This is a genomic window from Streptomyces sp. GLSS-08 (assembly GCF_056387915.1).
This window is the reverse complement of record NZ_JBWJAQ010000018.1, coordinates 22,222-37,303: the sequence shown is the minus strand read 5'-3', so window position 1 is coordinate 37,303 and position 15,082 is coordinate 22,222. Positions and strand designations below refer to the sequence as shown.

The 15,082-nt window shown below is 72.4% G+C and carries 13 protein-coding genes; 8 read left to right on the top strand and 5 right to left on the bottom strand.

From position 1 onward, the window contains the following. Position 1: 1 nt before the first annotated feature. The 8 genes from AC0ZLC_RS26985 to AC0ZLC_RS26950 all read left to right on the top strand — a co-directional run bounded on the left by AC0ZLC_RS26985 (position 2) and on the right by AC0ZLC_RS26950 (position 7,848). Positions 2–472, top strand: coding sequence for a GNAT family N-acetyltransferase (locus AC0ZLC_RS26985; RefSeq protein WP_476754563.1), 471 nt, complete (start codon positions 2–4; stop codon positions 470–472). A gap of 213 nt (positions 473–685) precedes the next feature. After that, a complete protein-coding gene (locus AC0ZLC_RS26980) occupies positions 686–1,717 on the top strand; it encodes a hypothetical protein (RefSeq protein WP_476754562.1) in 1,032 nt (343 codons plus the stop codon). Then, positions 1,714–2,985, top strand: coding sequence for a sensor histidine kinase (locus tag AC0ZLC_RS26975; protein WP_476754561.1), 1,272 nt, complete (start codon positions 1,714–1,716; stop codon positions 2,983–2,985). Before AC0ZLC_RS26980 ends, AC0ZLC_RS26975 begins: the two co-directional genes overlap by 4 nt. Next, the gene (locus AC0ZLC_RS26970; RefSeq protein ID WP_476754560.1) at positions 2,982–3,638 is read left to right on the top strand and encodes a response regulator transcription factor; all 657 of its coding nucleotides are present in this window, start codon (positions 2,982–2,984) and stop codon (positions 3,636–3,638) included. The genes AC0ZLC_RS26975 and AC0ZLC_RS26970 overlap by 4 nt, the downstream gene beginning before the upstream one ends. Before the next feature lie 82 nt (positions 3,639–3,720). Continuing rightward, positions 3,721–5,172, top strand: coding sequence for a peptidoglycan D,D-transpeptidase FtsI family protein (locus AC0ZLC_RS26965; RefSeq protein ID WP_476754559.1), 1,452 nt, complete (start codon positions 3,721–3,723; stop codon positions 5,170–5,172). A gap of 292 nt (positions 5,173–5,464) precedes the next feature. Beyond that, positions 5,465–6,031 carry a SigE family RNA polymerase sigma factor gene (locus AC0ZLC_RS26960; RefSeq protein WP_476754558.1) on the top strand — a complete coding sequence of 189 codons (567 nt, stop codon included), beginning with the start codon at positions 5,465–5,467 and terminating at the stop codon, positions 6,029–6,031. Beyond that, on the top strand, positions 6,028–6,882 hold the full coding sequence (locus AC0ZLC_RS26955; RefSeq protein ID WP_476754557.1) for a hypothetical protein: 855 nt from the start codon (positions 6,028–6,030) through the stop codon (positions 6,880–6,882). Before AC0ZLC_RS26960 ends, AC0ZLC_RS26955 begins: the two co-directional genes overlap by 4 nt. Positions 6,883–7,017: 135 nt before the next feature. Next, positions 7,018–7,848, top strand: coding sequence for a pectate lyase (locus AC0ZLC_RS26950; RefSeq protein ID WP_476754556.1), 831 nt, complete (start codon positions 7,018–7,020; stop codon positions 7,846–7,848). A gap of 167 nt (positions 7,849–8,015) precedes the next feature. Here the strand turns inward: AC0ZLC_RS26950 and AC0ZLC_RS26945 are convergent, their stop codons facing one another. The 5 genes from AC0ZLC_RS26945 to AC0ZLC_RS26925 form a co-directional block, all read right to left on the bottom strand. Next, positions 8,016–9,137 (bottom strand): pectinesterase family protein, encoded by a 1,122-nt coding sequence (locus tag AC0ZLC_RS26945; protein WP_476754555.1) that lies wholly within the window; start codon positions 9,135–9,137, stop codon positions 8,016–8,018. A 136-nt stretch (positions 9,138–9,273) separates the two neighbouring features. Then, positions 9,274–10,602 carry a pectate lyase family protein gene (locus AC0ZLC_RS26940; protein WP_476754554.1) on the bottom strand — a complete coding sequence of 443 codons (1,329 nt, stop codon included), beginning with the start codon at positions 10,600–10,602 and terminating at the stop codon, positions 9,274–9,276. Between the two features lie 18 nt (positions 10,603–10,620). Next, entirely contained in the window at positions 10,621–11,427 is an 807-nt protein-coding gene (locus AC0ZLC_RS26935) for a rhamnogalacturonan acetylesterase (protein WP_476754553.1), read from the bottom strand. A gap of 119 nt (positions 11,428–11,546) precedes the next feature. Next, positions 11,547–12,899, bottom strand: coding sequence for an ABC transporter substrate-binding protein (locus AC0ZLC_RS26930; protein WP_476754552.1), 1,353 nt, complete (start codon positions 12,897–12,899; stop codon positions 11,547–11,549). 141 nt (positions 12,900–13,040) lie between these two features. Continuing rightward, a complete protein-coding gene (locus tag AC0ZLC_RS26925; protein WP_476754551.1) occupies positions 13,041–15,074 on the bottom strand; it encodes a pectinesterase family protein in 2,034 nt (677 codons plus the stop codon). Between the last annotated feature and the right edge of the window lie 8 nt (positions 15,075–15,082).

Genomic DNA, 15,082 nt, shown 5'->3' with positions numbered 1-15,082 from the left:
GGTGGAGGTGGTCCTGCGCCCGGTGCACGACAGCGATCTGCCGGTCTTCTTCCGGCTGGCGAACGACCCCGAGTCGAACCGCATGGCCGCGTTCACGGCCGAGGACCCGGCGGACCGGGACCGGTTCGACGCCCACTGGCGCCGCGTCCGCGCCTCGACCGCCGTGGTGCGCACGGTCCTCGCGGACGGCGACGTGGTCGGCAGCGCCGCGGTGTACGGCGAGCCGGGTGAGCGCGAGGTGACGTACTGGATCGACCGCGCGTACTGGGGCCGGGGCGTCGCGACCCGGGCCCTGCGCGCCCTGCTCGCGCTCGTCCCCGAGCGGCCCCTGGAGGCCCGCGTCGCCGCGGACAACGCGGCGTCCCTGCGGGTCCTGGAGAAGTGCGGCTTTTGCGAGAAGGCCCGCACGCGCGGTTACGCCGACGCCCGCGCCGAGGAGATCGACGAGGTCGTCCTCACCCTGCGGGCCTGACCCCCGGGCCGAGGGGATCGACTACGTCGTCCCCACCCCGCGGGCCTGACCCCCGGGCCGAAGAGATCCACGACGTCGTCCCGACCCCGCGGGCCTCACCCCGGACACCGGGTCGGCTCGCAGGACGGACGACCTTCCTCTCCCCCGCACGGCGGAGGCGGATCGTCGGCGCGCAGGACGCGGGGTGGGGGACCACCGCGGGACCGTGAGGACATGTCGCTTCCATCCCGTTCCTCCACCGCCCCCGTCGCCGGACCCTCCCGGGCCTCCGAGCGCGGCCGGGCAGGCCGCGCGCGCCGCGTCCTGCGCGCCGCCGCCGTCGTCTCCTGCCTCCCGTACCTCGGCCTCAAGACCGCCTGGATTGCGGGCAGTCACCTCGGCATCCCCGAGGGCAGCTCCCTGCTGGAGCACCGGGCGGAGATGGCCCTGGCCAACGCCCTGACGGTGCTGATGGACGGCGCCGTCATCGTGATCGTCCTGCTGCTGACCCGGCCCTGGGGCCGGCGCGTGCCGGCGTGGCTGCTCGCCGTCCCGATGTGGGCGGCGACCGGGCTGCTCGTGCCGGTCATGACCGGGTATCCGCTGCAACTGCTGGTCAGGGCGCTCGGCGGTTCCGTGCCGGAGTCCGGGGACGCCGGCACGGAACCGTTCCTCGACGAGTGGGTGTTCGGGGTCGTGTACACGGGGTTCATCGTGCAGGGCCTCGCGCTGGGCACCCTGTTCGCCCTGTACACGCGGGACCGCTGGGGGGACCTGTGGCGCGGGCGGGTACGGGAACTGCCCGCGAGCGCAGTGGGGTCCGCCCAGCGCGCGACCGCCGTCGCCGCGGCGGTCCTCGCCCTGTTCCCGGTCACCGCGCATCTGCTGTGGGCCTGCGGCAGCTCGGCCGGACTGAGCACCGGCCGTGCCGCGGACCGGACCGGTGACTTCTACGTCCTCGAGGTCCTGGACGCCGTGTTCCTGCTGTCCGCCGTCGCCGGCGCCTCGCTGCTCGCGTTCCGGCGGGGGCGCGCACTGCCCGCGCGGGTGCCGCTGGCACTCGCCTGGACCGGTTCCGCGGCCACCGCCTGCTGGGGCGGCTGGCTGGCGCTGGCGAGCCTGGGCGGGGTGGACGACATCACCAGGCGCCCCACGGAGGTGATGACCCTCACCTACGCTGGGCAGATGATCGTCGGCATGCTCGTGGTCACCATCGGCGCGCACTTCCTCGCGGAGCGGTCCGTCCGGGCGGAGCGGCCGGTGTGAGCGGGTTCACCCGGTTCCTGTTCGGACGGCGGGCGCGGCGGCGGTGGATCCACCTCATCCTCGGCGGCGCGCTCGCGATGCCGTACGTCTTCGTCGGCGAGGTCGTGGTGGGACCGCTGACGGACACGCAGAACGTGTTCAACTCTCTCCCCCTCCAACTCGCCTCCTTCGCGGTCGGGTTGCCCCTCGCCGCGATCACCGCGCTCTTCCCGCCGACCCGGCCGCTGTCGGTGGCCGTCGTCCGGGCGCTGTGCGGTGTCGAGGGCGACGGGCTCGCCGAAGGGCCCGCGCGCACCCGGGCGGCCCGGCGCCGCACCGCCGCCTGGTTCACGCTGCATCTGGGCCTCGGCGGGGTCATCGCCGGAATGTCCCTGGCCGTACCGCCGTTCGCGGCCTTTCTCATCGCGCTGCCCGCCGTCGCCCGGCTGCGCGACTCCCGCCTCGGGCCGCCCGACGTCCTGGACTCGCCCTGGGCGTTGGCCCTCTCCCCGGTCGCCGGGGCCGCCGTGCTGATCGCGCTGGCTGCCTGCGCGGCCGGGGCGGGCCTTCTGCTGGCCCGCGCCGCGCCCGTCCTGCTGGGACCGGCCCCGGAGGACCGCCTCGCGGCGGCCGAACGGCGTGTCGCGGACCTCGCCGTACGCAACCGGCTCGCCCGCGAGCTGCACGACTCCGTCGGCCACGCGCTCAGCGCGGTCACCCTCCAGGCGAGCGCCGCCCGGCGTGTCCTGGACACCGACCCCGGCTTCGTCCGCGAGGCACTCGCCGCGATCGAGGACACCACGCGTCGCACGGTGGGTGAACTGGACGCGGTGCTCGGAGTGTTGCGGGAGGGGGACGCGCCGCGGGACGCGGGCGCCGGTGCCCGCTCCGCCGCCCCCGCTCCCACGCTCGCCGATCTCGACGGACTGCTGCGCCGCATCCGCGCCGGCGGTCTCCCCGTCACGGCGGCCGTCGAGGCGGACCCCGGGTCGGTGCCCCCGCTGGTCTCCCGGGAGGCGTACCGCATCGTGCAGGAGGGGCTCAGCAACGCGCTGAGGCACACCGGGCCGCGGACCCCGGTGCGCCTGCGGATCGCCCGCGACGGCGAGGAACTGGAGATCACCGCCGAGAACCCGGTCACGGGCGCCCCCGCGTCCCGCCCGGGCGGCGGTCACGGTCTGCGCGGCATCGCGGACCGGGCCCGGCTGCTGGGCGGCACGACACAGGCCGGTCCGGTGGACGGGGTGTGGCGCCTGCACGTCCGACTCCCGCTGGAGGGACCCGCATGAGCGGCCCGACGATCCGGATCGTCCTCGCGGACGACGAGCGCATGGTGCGCACCGCGCTGCGCGCGATCCTCTCCGCCGAGGACGGCCTGGAGATCGTCGGGGAGGCGGCGACCGGCGCCGAGGCGGTGTCGGTGGTGCGCCGACTGCGGCCGGACGTCGTCCTGATGGACGTCCGCATGCCGGAGACCGACGGCATCCGCGCCACCGAGCAGATCCTCGCGACGCTCGACGCCCCGCCCCGCATCGTCGTGGTGACCACGTTCGAGAACGACTCGTACGTCTATGAGGCGCTGCGGGCCGGGGCCAGCGGCTTTCTGCTCAAGCGGGCCGACGCGGACGCGCTCGTGCAGGCCGTCCGGCTGGTCGCGCGCAGCGACAGCCTGCTGTTCCCGGCGGCGGTACGGGCGCTGGCCGCCGAACACGCCCGCCCCGAGCCGCCCGCGTGGACGGCGAGGCTCACGGACCGCGAGCGCGACGTGCTGCGGCTGATGACCACGGGCCTCACCAACGCCGAGATCGCCGCGCGGATGGGGGTGGGCCCCGCGACGGTGAAGAGCCATGTGGCGGCCGTGCTGGCGAAGACGGGCACCCGGGACCGCACGCAGGCGGTGATCGCCGCCTACGAGGCGGGCTTCGTGAACAGCTCCGCCTGAGAGTTCCGCTTCATGAACGGCGGATGAGAAATCCGGACGGAAGGGAACGATTCGCACCCGCTCGTTCGTCGTCCTGAGCGCGATGAACAAGACGATCAGGCGTGCCGCCGTCTTCACCCTGCTGCTCGTGGTCACCCTGCTGGTCAGGGCGACCTGGGTGCAGTTCTACGACGGAAAGGCACTCGCGGACGACAAGCACAACCGGCGGAACGCGATCGAGCAGTACGCGCACCCGCTCGGGGACATCATCGTGGCCGGCGACGCGATCACCGGCTCCGCACGGACGAAGGGCGGCGACCTCGCGTACAAGCGCACGTACACGGACGGCAGTCTGTACGCGGCGGTGACGGGCTACGGCTCCCAGGTGTACGGGGCGACCCAGCTGGAGGGCATCTACCGGAGCCTGCTCGACGGCACGGACAACCAGCTGAAGAACCCTCTGGACACCCTCACGGACAAGCGCGCCGCCCCGGGTGACGTCGTCACGACGATCGACCCGGACGTGCAGAAGGCCGCGTACGAGGCCCTCGGCGACAAGTTGGGCGCGGCGGTCGCGATCGACCCCGTCACCGGCCGGATCCTCGCGGCCGTCTCCACGCCGTCGTACGACCCCGGCCGGCTCAGCACCGGGAACGACACCGCCTGGAAGAAGCTGACCATGTCCGCCGACAAGCCGATGACGAACCGCGCGCTGCGCCAGCCGCTGCCGCCGGGTTCGACGTTCAAGCTGGTCGTGGCGGCCGCCGCGCTGGAGGACGGCCTGTACGCGGACGTGGACACGCGGACGGACAGCCCGAACCCGTACACGCTGCCCGGCACGACCCGGGTCCTGGCGAACGAGAACACCTCCGCCCCCTGTGAGAACGCCTCGATCCGGGTCGCGCTCCAGTACTCCTGCAACAACGTCTTCGCGAAGATGGCCGTCAGTCTGGGCCAGGACAAGGTCCGGGCGACGGCCGAGAAGTTCGGCTTCGACGACGAGACGCAGGACGTGCCGGTGCGCGCGTACCCGAGCGTGTATCCGAAGGACATGGACCCGGCGCAGACGGCACTGACGGGCATCGGCCAGTTCGACGTGACGGCGACCCCCCTCCAGATGGCCATGGTCTCGGCGGCCATCGCCAACGACGGCAAGCTGGTCTCGCCGCACATGGTGGCGCGGACCAGCGACGCCGGCGGCGACGTGCTGAAGGACTACGACGGCAGCGCGGAGACCCGGAGGGTCGTCAGCTCCGCCACGGCCGGGCAGCTGCGGTCCGCGATGCGCACGGTCGTCGAGGACGGCACGGGCACGAACGCGCGGATCGACGGCGCCACCGTGGGCGGCAAGACCGGTACGGCCCAGCACGGCGAGAACAACAGCAAGACGCCGTACGCCTGGTTCACGTCGTACGCGAAGTCGGACTCCAACGGCAAGGAGGTCGCCGTGGCGGTCCTGGTCGAGCAGTCCGACGCGGCCCGCTCGGAGGTCAGCGGCAACGGCCTGGCCGCCCCGGTCGCGAAGGCCGCGATGCGGGCGGCGCTCGAGGACTGAACCGCCCTCGCACCCGACGAAGGGCCGCCCCGCTCCCGGGGGCGGCCCTTCGTCGCGCTTCCTCCCGCCATGGACATCCGCCGGAGCTTCCCCGTGTCGCACCGCGTGCGGGCTTCTCCCGTGTCACGTCATCGAGTTCGGTCTGCCACACGCCGTTCGAAGACTCGTACGAAACGCTGGTACGCTCTCGGATCTCGCCCCGGCGGACCATCGGTCGGCGCCGGGGTCGAACGGGAGCCGTATACGCACGCACCCGCACCGGTTGCCGAGAAGCCGCGAGGAGAGGTCGCCCGTGGGCACTGTCGTCGACGACGCCGCCTCCGTGGAGTTCCACGCCTTCTTCGAGCGGCACTACGCGGAACTGGCACGCCTGGCCCACCTGTTGACGGGTGAGGCGGACGCGGCCGACGATCTCGCCGCGGACGCGCTGCTCGCGCTGTGGCACCGCTGGGACCGGGTCCGCGCGGCCGACCGTCCGGTGGCGTACGCGCGGGGTGTGGTCGCCAACCTGGCCCGTAGCCGCATCCGCAGCGCGGTGCGCGAGCGCCGGCGGCTCACCCTGTTCTGGTCGCAGCGCGAGGACAGGGTGGAGAACCCCGACGTACCGGGTGTGGTGGATGTCCAGGAGGCGCTGCGCCGGCTGCCGTTCCGCAAGCGCGCCTGTGTGGTGCTGCGGCACGCCTTCGACCTGTCGGAAAAGGACACGGCGCTCGCACTCGGGGTCTCGGTCGGTACGGTGAAGAGCCAGACCTCCAAGGGCATGGCCGAACTGCAGCGGCTTCTCGGCACGCAGGAGGCGCCGCAGCGTGTGCACGCGGCGGTGCTGCGGACGGGCGGAGCCGGAGGAAGGGACCGATGAGGGAGGCGCAGGACGTGCACGACGAGCTGCGCAGCGGGCTGCGGGAGGCGGCCGCGGCGCACGAGCCCGACCGTGCGCGCATCCTGGCCCGCGTCGAGCGCGGGATGGCGGGGGCCGACGAGCGGCCCTCGCGTGCGGCCCGTCCCCCGCTGCTCGGCTGGACCCGGGTCGTCGGCGCGACCGCCGCGGTCGCCGGGGTCCTCGCGGTGGGCGGCTACGCCGTCGCCTCGGTCGTGCGGGACGAGAGTCCCCCGCAGCGCTCCGCCGCGGTCTCGCCGGGCCCCGATCCCTCCCCGGGCGCGACGAGCCGGGCACCGCTGCCACCGGACCCCGCGCAGGGCTCCGGTCCGCCGGAGCAGTCGCGGAAGCCGCGCACGCCCGCGTCCCGCACCCCGTCGTCCGGGACCGCGTCGGCGACGCCGCGCCCGCCCGCGGCGGGCGCCGAGGACGGCCCGCTGTGGTCGGACGGCTCGGTCAACCCGCACAGCAACGACTTCTGGGCGCAGAGCGACGTGACCCTCAAGACCGGTGAGCGACTCACCTCGCTCACGGTCGAGTTGAGGATCGCGCAGACCGGCGGGGTGACCTCGTCCGGCGCCTGGCGTTCGCTGCCCGAGGACGACTTCACGCTGACGGTGGCCGAGCGCGAGGGCTTCCTCGTCTACACGTGGGTGCTGAAGTCCGGCCGCAGCGTGCCGCCCGGCGAGTGGGTGTTCGCGGGCCAGTACGACCATGCCCGCGGCGGCCGGGACGCGAAGGACGACAGCTACGCGGCGACCGCCGGGACCGCGGACCGGCCGCTGCGCGTGGCGGGTGACTTCGCGCACCGGAACACCGACGACGACTCCTGACGGCGACGCGTGGAGTGGACGTCCGCGCCCCGCGGGGAAGTCGTGCGAAGAAGATCGGCGGACGCGGCAACCCTTTCCCGGCGGGCGGCGACCAGGAGACGTAAAGATCTCCTCCCACCCCAAGGAACACCGTTCATGACTGCACGAGTTGAACAGCGCGTACGCCACCGTCGCAGGGTCACCAGGCGGCGCGCGGTCGTCGGCGGCGCGGCCGCGCTGGGCCTCACCGGCGCGGCGATCGTCACGGCCTCGATGCTGGGCACCGCCGGCGCGGCGACCCCCTGGCCGGACGCGAAGGGCAGCAAGGCCGTGCCGGAGACGATCGAGGTCTCGGGCACGTACGACGGCAAGCTGCAGAAGTTCTACGGCAGCGGCGACCTCGGCGACGGCGGTCAGGACGAGGGCCAGGGCCCCATCTTCGAGCTGGCGGACGGCGCGGTCCTGAAGAACGTCGTCATCGGCACCCCGGGCGCGGACGGCGTGCACTGCACGGGCAGTTGCACCCTGCAGAACGTGTGGTGGCTGGACGTCGGCGAGGACGCGGCGAGCTTCAAGGGCAAGTCGTCGTCCGCCACGTACACCGTGACCGGCGGCGGCGCGAAGTCCGCCTCGGACAAGGTGTTCCAGTTCAACGGCGCCGGCAAGCTGACCGTGACCGGCTTCCGGGTCGAGAACTTCGGCAAGCTGGTCCGCTCGTGCGGCAACTGCTCCAAGCAGTACAAGCGCACGATCGTCGTCAACGACGTCGACGTGACCGCGCCGGGCAAGACCCTGGTCGGCATCAACTCCAACTACGGGGACACCGCGACGCTCACCAAGGTGCGCATTCACGGCGACAGCGGCAAGAAGATCAAGCCGTGTGTCCGCTTCCAGGGCAACAACACCGGCAAGGAGCCCAAGCAGCTCGGCAGCGGCCCCGACGGCACCCACTGCAAGTACCAGGCGTCCGACGTCAGTTACGACTGACGTCCGCCCGGCTTCCCCGAGACCCGCCGGCCGAGCCCCTCGGCCGGCCGGAGGCACGTCCCCGCCGGTGACGACCGGCGGGGGCGTTCGCCCTCCGGGGTCCGCGAGGTGGCCCCGGCCGTCGCCACCCAGCACCGGTGACCGAAGACCGCGTCGGCGAGGGCCGGTCAGCGGCGTCCGTCGGGCATCCAGTCACCGAAATAGGCCGCACGCGTGTGCAACGCGGCTTCCGCTCGGGTGAGTTGGGGCCGGTTCTCCGGGACCGGCGCCGCGGCGCCCGGGCCCGTGTTGTGGTACTCGGCGAAGCGCTGGTTCTGCCAGGGGTAGGTGGCGGACATGTTCGTGTAGGGCGCGGCCGCGTCGATGCCGGGGCCGATGCGGGTGTCGCGGACGGTCAGCATCGGGCGGACGGTGGTGTCCGAGCCGGGCACCCAGGGGCGGGCCAGCTTGTAGTACGCGTCCGGCGCCGCGCTCGTGATCCGGCTGCGGGTGACCAGGTAGCCGCGCGGGTTGGCGGCCGCGGTGGACGGGGCGAAGACGAAGCCGTAGGGGGCCGTGGCCAGGTCCGTACGGTTCAGGGTGTGGAAGTGGCAGTGCTCGTACACCGCCGTGGCCCGGCCGAAGACGAAGTCCACGTCGCCCTCGACGTAGCAGTGGGCGTAGTACTGGCGGGCGAAGGTGCCGAGTGCCGCCGAGTCGGCGTACAGCGTGTCCTGGTGGCCGAGGAAGCGGCAGTGGTGGAAGGCGGAGCGGTCGCCCTGCACCTTGATCGCGACTGCCTGGGTACCGGTGATCTCCGGGTGGCCGGCGCGCAGCCAGTCGTTGGCGAAGGTGATCCAGCGGGCGGTGAAGCCGTCGGCCTGCACGGTGGTGGTGGCGGACCCGCTGGTGCCGTAGGTGCCGCCGCCGGGCTTCGGGGTGCCGTTGGCGTTGTCGTACACGACGACGACGTCGCGGGGGTTCTCGGAGGCGCCGATCCAGGTCATGCCGGTGCGGGCGGCGCCGACGGCGACCGTCTCGCGGTAGGTGCCGGGGGCGATGACGAGCGTGGTGCCGCTCCCCGGCGCGGCGGTCACGGCGGCCTGGACGGTGGTGAAGTCGCCGGCGCCGCACGCGTCCACGTACAGGGTCTGCGCGGTGAGGCGGGCGGCGGGCGAGCCGTACCGTCCGAAGGGGCGCCCAGTGGCGGCGCCCGCGGGGGTGCTGACGCCGAGTGCGAGAGCGGCCCCGGCACCGGCGACGAGGAAGGTCCGGCGGCCGGGGGCGGTGCGTGGGTGGTGCGAGAGCATGGCGATGCTCCTTCGCTGAGCGGCTCGGGGTGTGCGGCGGATGCCGGAGGCGCTGAGGGCGGCGGGGAGGCCGGAGCGGCACGCCCCGGGGTGCGGGGGTGTGCGGAGCCGCTCCGGCCGGCCGGGGGCGTGCGGGTCAGCAGATCTTTCCGGCGCCCGCGCGGTGGTCGACGATGCCCGGTACCGCCTTCGGCGAGTCGACCCTGGTCCGCAGGGTCGGCGTCCAGCCGGCCCCCGACTGGAGCGTCTCCGCCGGGATCTCCGCGTTGTGCACGGCGATCAGGTCGACGGGCACACCGTTGACGTGGTTGCCGACGGCCGTGACCGGGGCCTCCTTCCACTTCTTGAGGATCCTGGCGGCGCTGATCCCGGCCGGCAGGGTGAACGCGTTCTTCTCGGCGACGAGCTGGGACTCCATGCCGATACCGAAGCTGTAGGCGTACGACGCGTCGGCGACGTAGTGGTTGTTGTACGCGTCGACCTGCCCGAAGCGGACGCGCGGGGCGCGCTCGACGAGTCCGGAGAACAGGTTGTGGTGCAGGGTGACCTTGAGGTGCCCCCGGTCGACGGCGGCGGTGGCCGCGCTGTCGCTGTTGCCGATCATCAGGGTCTTGTCGTGCTCGGTGAACACGTTCCAGGAGGCCGTGACGTAGTCGGCGCCCTTCACGATGTCGAGTTCACCGTCGTGCTGCTGGTAGATCATGCCGAAGTGCTTCGGCAGCGAACTGTCGGGGTGGGCGCCGTCGGTGAACGTGTTGTGGTCCAGCCAGACGTGCGTGGAGCCGTACACCACCGCGCTGTCGTACTCGGAGTTCCAGTTGCCCGTGTCTCCGTCGGTCGGGTCCCACTGCGGGAAGCAGTCGAGGGGGCTCTCGACGGCGAGGTTGCGGACGATGACGTTGTCGACGCCCGTGATCTGCAGGCTCGCCCCCTTCAGTCCGGCGTTCCTCCCCAGGCCGATGATGGTGGTGTTGGCCGGGACGGCGACCTTGATCGCTCGGGCCTGGTTCTCGGCGGAGATCCGGCGCAGGCCCTCCGGGCTGTCGGCGGGCTCGCCGTCCAGATTCGTGTCCAGGCCCCACTTCTGCGGGGAGTACTTCTCCAGGTAGGCGTCGAAGTCGTAGCCGTCGGCCGCGAAGGAGGAGCAGCCGTCGGCGTTGGCGTCGATCGTGCCCCTGACCTTGATGATCTTCGGTGCGGTGCCGCCCTCCTTCAGCGCGGTCCTGAACTCGTCCCAGGTGGCGACGGTCCGTACGTGTGCGGCGTCGGCACGGGCTCCACCGGTGGTGCCCGTACCGGCGGAGCCCCAGCCGTCGCCGGCGGCGAGGGTCTGGCGGCCGGGGTCGCGGCCCTGCGCCTGGGCGGGGGTGCCGGTGACGGCCAGCACCAGGGCGGTGCAGCCGGCCAGCGACGCGGCGACACGCATGCCACTCATGACACGTCCATGACACTTCTGTGTACTCATCGTGTGGCTCTCTCTCGGTCAGGCGGTGGGCCAGGTGATCCAGGACCCGGGGATCTCGTCCTCGAGCCGGCGCACGTCCCGGGGTGCGACGACCCGATGGCGCAGCAGCGCGCCCGCGACGAGGCGGGCCACGGCGATGGCGCCGGGCGGGTTGAAGTGGGTGTTGTCCTGCTCCGTCGCGGTCCAGTTGAAGTACGTCTTGGTCTCCTCGACGCCGAGCCTCTGCCACAGGGCGATCGACAGGGCCTGGATGTCCAGCAGCGCGACGCCCTCCTCCGCGGCGAGGGAACGCATCGCCGCCGGGTAGTCCCCGTGGGTCGGCAGGGCGTTGCCTGCCGCGTCGAACTTCCGGCGCTCGACTGAGGTGGCGAGCACCGGCCGCGCGCCGCGGGCCCGCGCCCCGTCGAGGCACTGCCGCAGATGGTCCTGGTACGTGGTCCAGGGCTCGGTGTAGCGGGTGGGGTCGGCGCTCTTCTCGTCGTTGTGGCCGAACTGGACGAGCAGCAGGTCCCCGGGCCGGATCGCGGCGAGGACGGCGTCGAGCCGGCCCTCGTCGATGAAGCTCTTCGAACTGCGGCCGTTCACGGCGTGGTTGGCGACCTCGAGGTCCTTGTGCAGGAAGAACGGCAGCGCCATGCCCCAGCCGGTCTCGGGCGCCGCGTCGGCGTACTTCTGGGCGGCCGTGGAGTCACCGGCGATGTGGAGGGTGCGCGTGCGCCGGGATCCCGGCGACGAAGGAGCCGCGGATGCGGGGGCCGTCGCGGCGACGGCGAGCGGGACGGCGGCGAGGGCCGCCGCGGTGGCCTGTCTGCGGGTGAGGGACACGTCGGGGTGCCTCGCTTTCGGCTCTTTCCAGGAGGAGTTCCGGGCTGGAGGAAGTGAGGGGCGGGGCCGGCGGCGGCGGGTGGACCGCCGCCGGCCCCCGCATCCGGGGAGCGGTGCTGCTACTTCTTCTGCTGCTTCCACTCCGCCTGGGCCTTGTTGAGCTGGTCGGCCAGGGTGTTCAGGAACTCCTTGGCCGACATCTTGCCGAGCAGGACCTTCTGGAAGTTCGGCTCGTTGTCGGTCTTGGAGATGGTGTTCCAGTCCGGCAGGTAGTACGGCAGCTGCACGATCTTGGTGCTGCCGCTGTTCAGTGCCTCGGCCGCGAGCTTGGTCGGCTCGGCCTTCTGGATCCACGCGTCCTCGGCGGCCTCGGTGTTCGAGGGGATGGCGCCCGCCGACTCGTTCCACTTGCTGTTGGACTCGTGCGCGGCGGCGAACTCGATGAAGCGCCAGGCGGCCGACTTGTTCTTGCTGGACTTGAACAGGGCGAGTCCGTCGACGGGGTTGGAGACCTGGACGCGGGTGCCGTCGTCCGTGGTCGGGTTGGGCAGCCCGCGGAACTTGCCGTCACCGAGTGCCTTCACGTGGTCCTGGTAGGAGCCCAGGTTGTGGCTCAGCATGCCGATCTTGCCGCTGTCCCACTGGGCGACCATCTTGGTGAAGTCGTTGTTGACGTCCGCGGAGGGGGTGTTCTTCTTGTAGAGCGCGGCGTACTTCTCCAGCGCGGCCACGTTCTCCGGGTCGTCGACCGTCGTCTTGTCGCCGTCCCAGAACTCGGTGATCCCGGTCTGGCCGTACATCGCGTCCAGGGCCTGCGCTATGGAACCGGCGCCGCCGCGGATGGTGTAGCCGAACTCGTTCTTGCCCTTGTCCGTGAGCTTTTCGGCCGCCTCGTAGAACTTGGACCAGGTGGTGGGCGCCTCAAGACCGGCCGCCCCGAACAGGTCGGTGCGGTAGTACAGCACGCCGTTGCTGGCGGAGGTGGGGACGGTGAACAGCTTGTCCTGGCCGCCGGCGACCTTCACCGATTCGAGCATGCCCTGGTTCAGCTTGCCGTCGAGCGGACTCTTCGCGAGGCGGGAGTCGAGCGGTTCGAGGGCGTTCTGCGCGGCGACCCCGGCGAGCATCGCGGCGCCGACCCCGCCGACGTCCGGCAGGCCTCCGCCCTGGATGGCGGTGTCGTACTTGGACTGGACGCTCTCGGCGGGGATCCCGACGTAGTTGACCTTGATGTCGGGGTACTTCTTCTCGAAGTCGTCGATGATGTCCATCCAGATGTCACGGCGGACGGCCGTGTTGTTGTCCCAGAAGGTGATCTCGCCCTTGCCCGAGCCCTCGTCGCCCTTGTCGCCGCCGGCACCGCTGCCGTCGTCGCCGCAGGCGGTGGCGGTCAGGGCGAGCACGGCGCTCGCGGCGACGGCCGCGGCGGCGCGGTATCCGCCTCGGCTGCTTCTCCGGATGCTGATCTTCATGGTCGGCTCTCTTCGTCTGGATCCAGCGGGGTGGTGGGGGTCTGCGGGTGGCGCCACGGACGCGCGGTCCGCGGGGCCGGGTGGCGGCGCGCGGTCCGCGGGCCGCGCCCGGGAGTCGGCGTCCACGTGGGTGTCACGGCCTCAGCGACGGACATGGGGTGCCCAGCCGTCGTTGCCCGCCAGGTAGGCGGTGACCGTGCGGGTGGCCGCCTCGGCGTCCGACAGCTGCGGCCGGTCGGCGGTCACGGTCGCGCCGGGGCCGTAGGTGCGGTACTCGGCGAAGCGGGCGTCCTTCCAGGAGAAGCCGCTCATGTCGGTCCACGGCGAGGACTTGACCGCGGCCGGCAGTTCGGTGTCCCGGATCAGCACCTGGGCGACGGCGGCCGGTTCGCCGCCGGGGTGCCAGGGCCGGCCGAGGTGGAAGGAGCCCGCGGGCGCGTCGCTCACGATCCTCGACCGGGTGATCAGGAACCCGTACGGGTTGCCCTGCCAGGTCGAGGCGGCGGTGAGGTAACCGTTGTTGGTGGCGGAGCCGCGGCTGAGCGCCCTGATGACGGAGCGTTCGACGACGGTGGTCGCGCGTCCGTAGAGGAAGTCGACGTCGCCCTCGACGTAGGAGTCGCGGACGTAGACCCGGCTGATCACGTCCAGCTTGGGGCTGTCGGTCATCAGGGTGTCCTGGTTGCCGAGGAAGGCGGTGTTCTCGAAGACGATCCGGTCACCCGTCGTCTTCATCGCGAGGGCCTGCTCGGCGCCGTACTCGTACGCGGCCTCGTCGAAGTCGTTGCTGAAGGTGAGGTTGCGCGCGGTGACGTCGTTCGCGGCGATGCGCACGGTGGCGCTTCCCGTGGAGCCGCCGGACTGGGCCGGGGTGTCGTGGACGATGACGGTGTCGGAGCGGCTCCGCCCGGTGCCCTGGAGCACGATCCGCGGCTTGGCGGCCGGGACGACGACCTTCGCCCGGTAGGTGCCGGGGGCGATCGCGACGGTGACCGGGCTGTCGTTGCCGTCGGGCACCGCGTCCACGGCGGCCTGCACCGTCGGGTAGTCGGCGGGGACGCGCAGCACGGTCCCGATCCGCTCCTCGGGCCCGGAGAACCGCCGCAGCAGCGCCGGCACCGCGCGGGCCGGGTCCAGGCGGTAGTCGTAGAAGTCGCGCGGGTCGAAGGCGGTGCCCCACGCGTCGCGGCGGCCGGTGGTGTTCCTCAGGACCGAGCCCCGCTGCACCAACTCCGCGGTGGCGTCGGCCTGGTAGGGGTGCTGGACGCCGTCGTAGTAGCTGTTCTCGATGACCATCCTGGTGCGGCCGCGCGACCAGTTGCCGTACGTCCACACGGGGTCGCCGTCCTCGGCCTGCGCCGAGAGGTAGTTGTTGTACAGGTGCGCGTAGGCGCAGTTGTCGGCGGAGGGGTTGCGCTGCTTCGTGCCCGTGAACCAGTTGTGGTCGATGGTGATCTGCGTCTTGACGTTCTCGGTCCAGCCGATGCCGAACGACTTGTTGTGGCGGTCGAAGCGGTTGTAGGACACGGTGACGTACTGGCTGTCCTTGCGGATGTCGAGCAGTCCGTCGCCCATGTGCGTGAACCGGTTGTGGTCGATCCACACGTGGTCGGCGGAGTCCATCTGGATCGCGTCGAAGTCCTGCGTCTTGCCGTCCCAGTCGCCCTCGACGTACGAGTCCCGGATCGTCAGGTTGCGGATGATCACGTTGTGCGTGCCGGGCCCGAGGTGCAGTTCGCCGTGCACGATCTCGCCCGTGTCGCCGACGCCGATGAGCGTCTTGTCCGAGGCCACGACGATGTCCGACCCGAAGGGCTCGACGGCGACCGCTCCCTGGACCCGGATGACGTACGGCTCCTCGGCGGACGCGTACCGGGCCAGCGCGTCCCGGTCGGTGACCGTGACCACCCTGCCGCCCGCGCCGCCGGTGGTGCCGCCGTCGAGGGAGGCGAAACCGTGGGCACGGTCGGTCCAGCGGTCCGCCGTCCCCGCCCCGGCCGCCACGACGTCCTGCGTCCCCGCCCCGGCCGCCACGACGTCCTGGACGCCGGGGGCGGGCGCGGCCTCGGCCGGGGTGAGGGCCCCGAGCGCCAGCCAGGCCACGAGGGCGGCGACGGCGGCCGGGGTCCTGCGCGGCCCCGGCCTCGGCAAGCGCTTGCTACGGAGGTGCGTCATTGCGGCTC

Excerpts from the sequence above, each read along its gene's own strand:
- AC0ZLC_RS26980 (WP_476754562.1), top strand. The coding sequence starts at position 686 with ATGTCGCTTCCATCCCGTTCCTCCACCGCCCCCGTCGCCGGACCCTCC.
- AC0ZLC_RS26970 (WP_476754560.1), top strand. The coding sequence starts at position 2,982 with ATGAGCGGCCCGACGATCCGGATCGTCCTCGCGGACGACGAGCGCATG.
- AC0ZLC_RS26965 (WP_476754559.1), top strand. The coding sequence starts at position 3,721 with ATGAACAAGACGATCAGGCGTGCCGCCGTCTTCACCCTGCTGCTCGTG.
- AC0ZLC_RS26955 (WP_476754557.1), top strand. The coding sequence starts at position 6,028 with ATGAGGGAGGCGCAGGACGTGCACGACGAGCTGCGCAGCGGGCTGCGG.
- AC0ZLC_RS26950 (WP_476754556.1), top strand. The coding sequence starts at position 7,018 with ATGACTGCACGAGTTGAACAGCGCGTACGCCACCGTCGCAGGGTCACC.
- AC0ZLC_RS26945 (WP_476754555.1), bottom strand. The coding sequence starts at position 9,137 with ATGCTCTCGCACCACCCACGCACCGCCCCCGGCCGCCGGACCTTCCTC.
- AC0ZLC_RS26940 (WP_476754554.1), bottom strand. The coding sequence starts at position 10,602 with ATGAGTACACAGAAGTGTCATGGACGTGTCATGAGTGGCATGCGTGTC.
- AC0ZLC_RS26930 (WP_476754552.1), bottom strand. The coding sequence starts at position 12,899 with ATGAAGATCAGCATCCGGAGAAGCAGCCGAGGCGGATACCGCGCCGCC.
- AC0ZLC_RS26925 (WP_476754551.1), bottom strand. The coding sequence starts at position 15,074 with ATGACGCACCTCCGTAGCAAGCGCTTGCCGAGGCCGGGGCCGCGCAGG.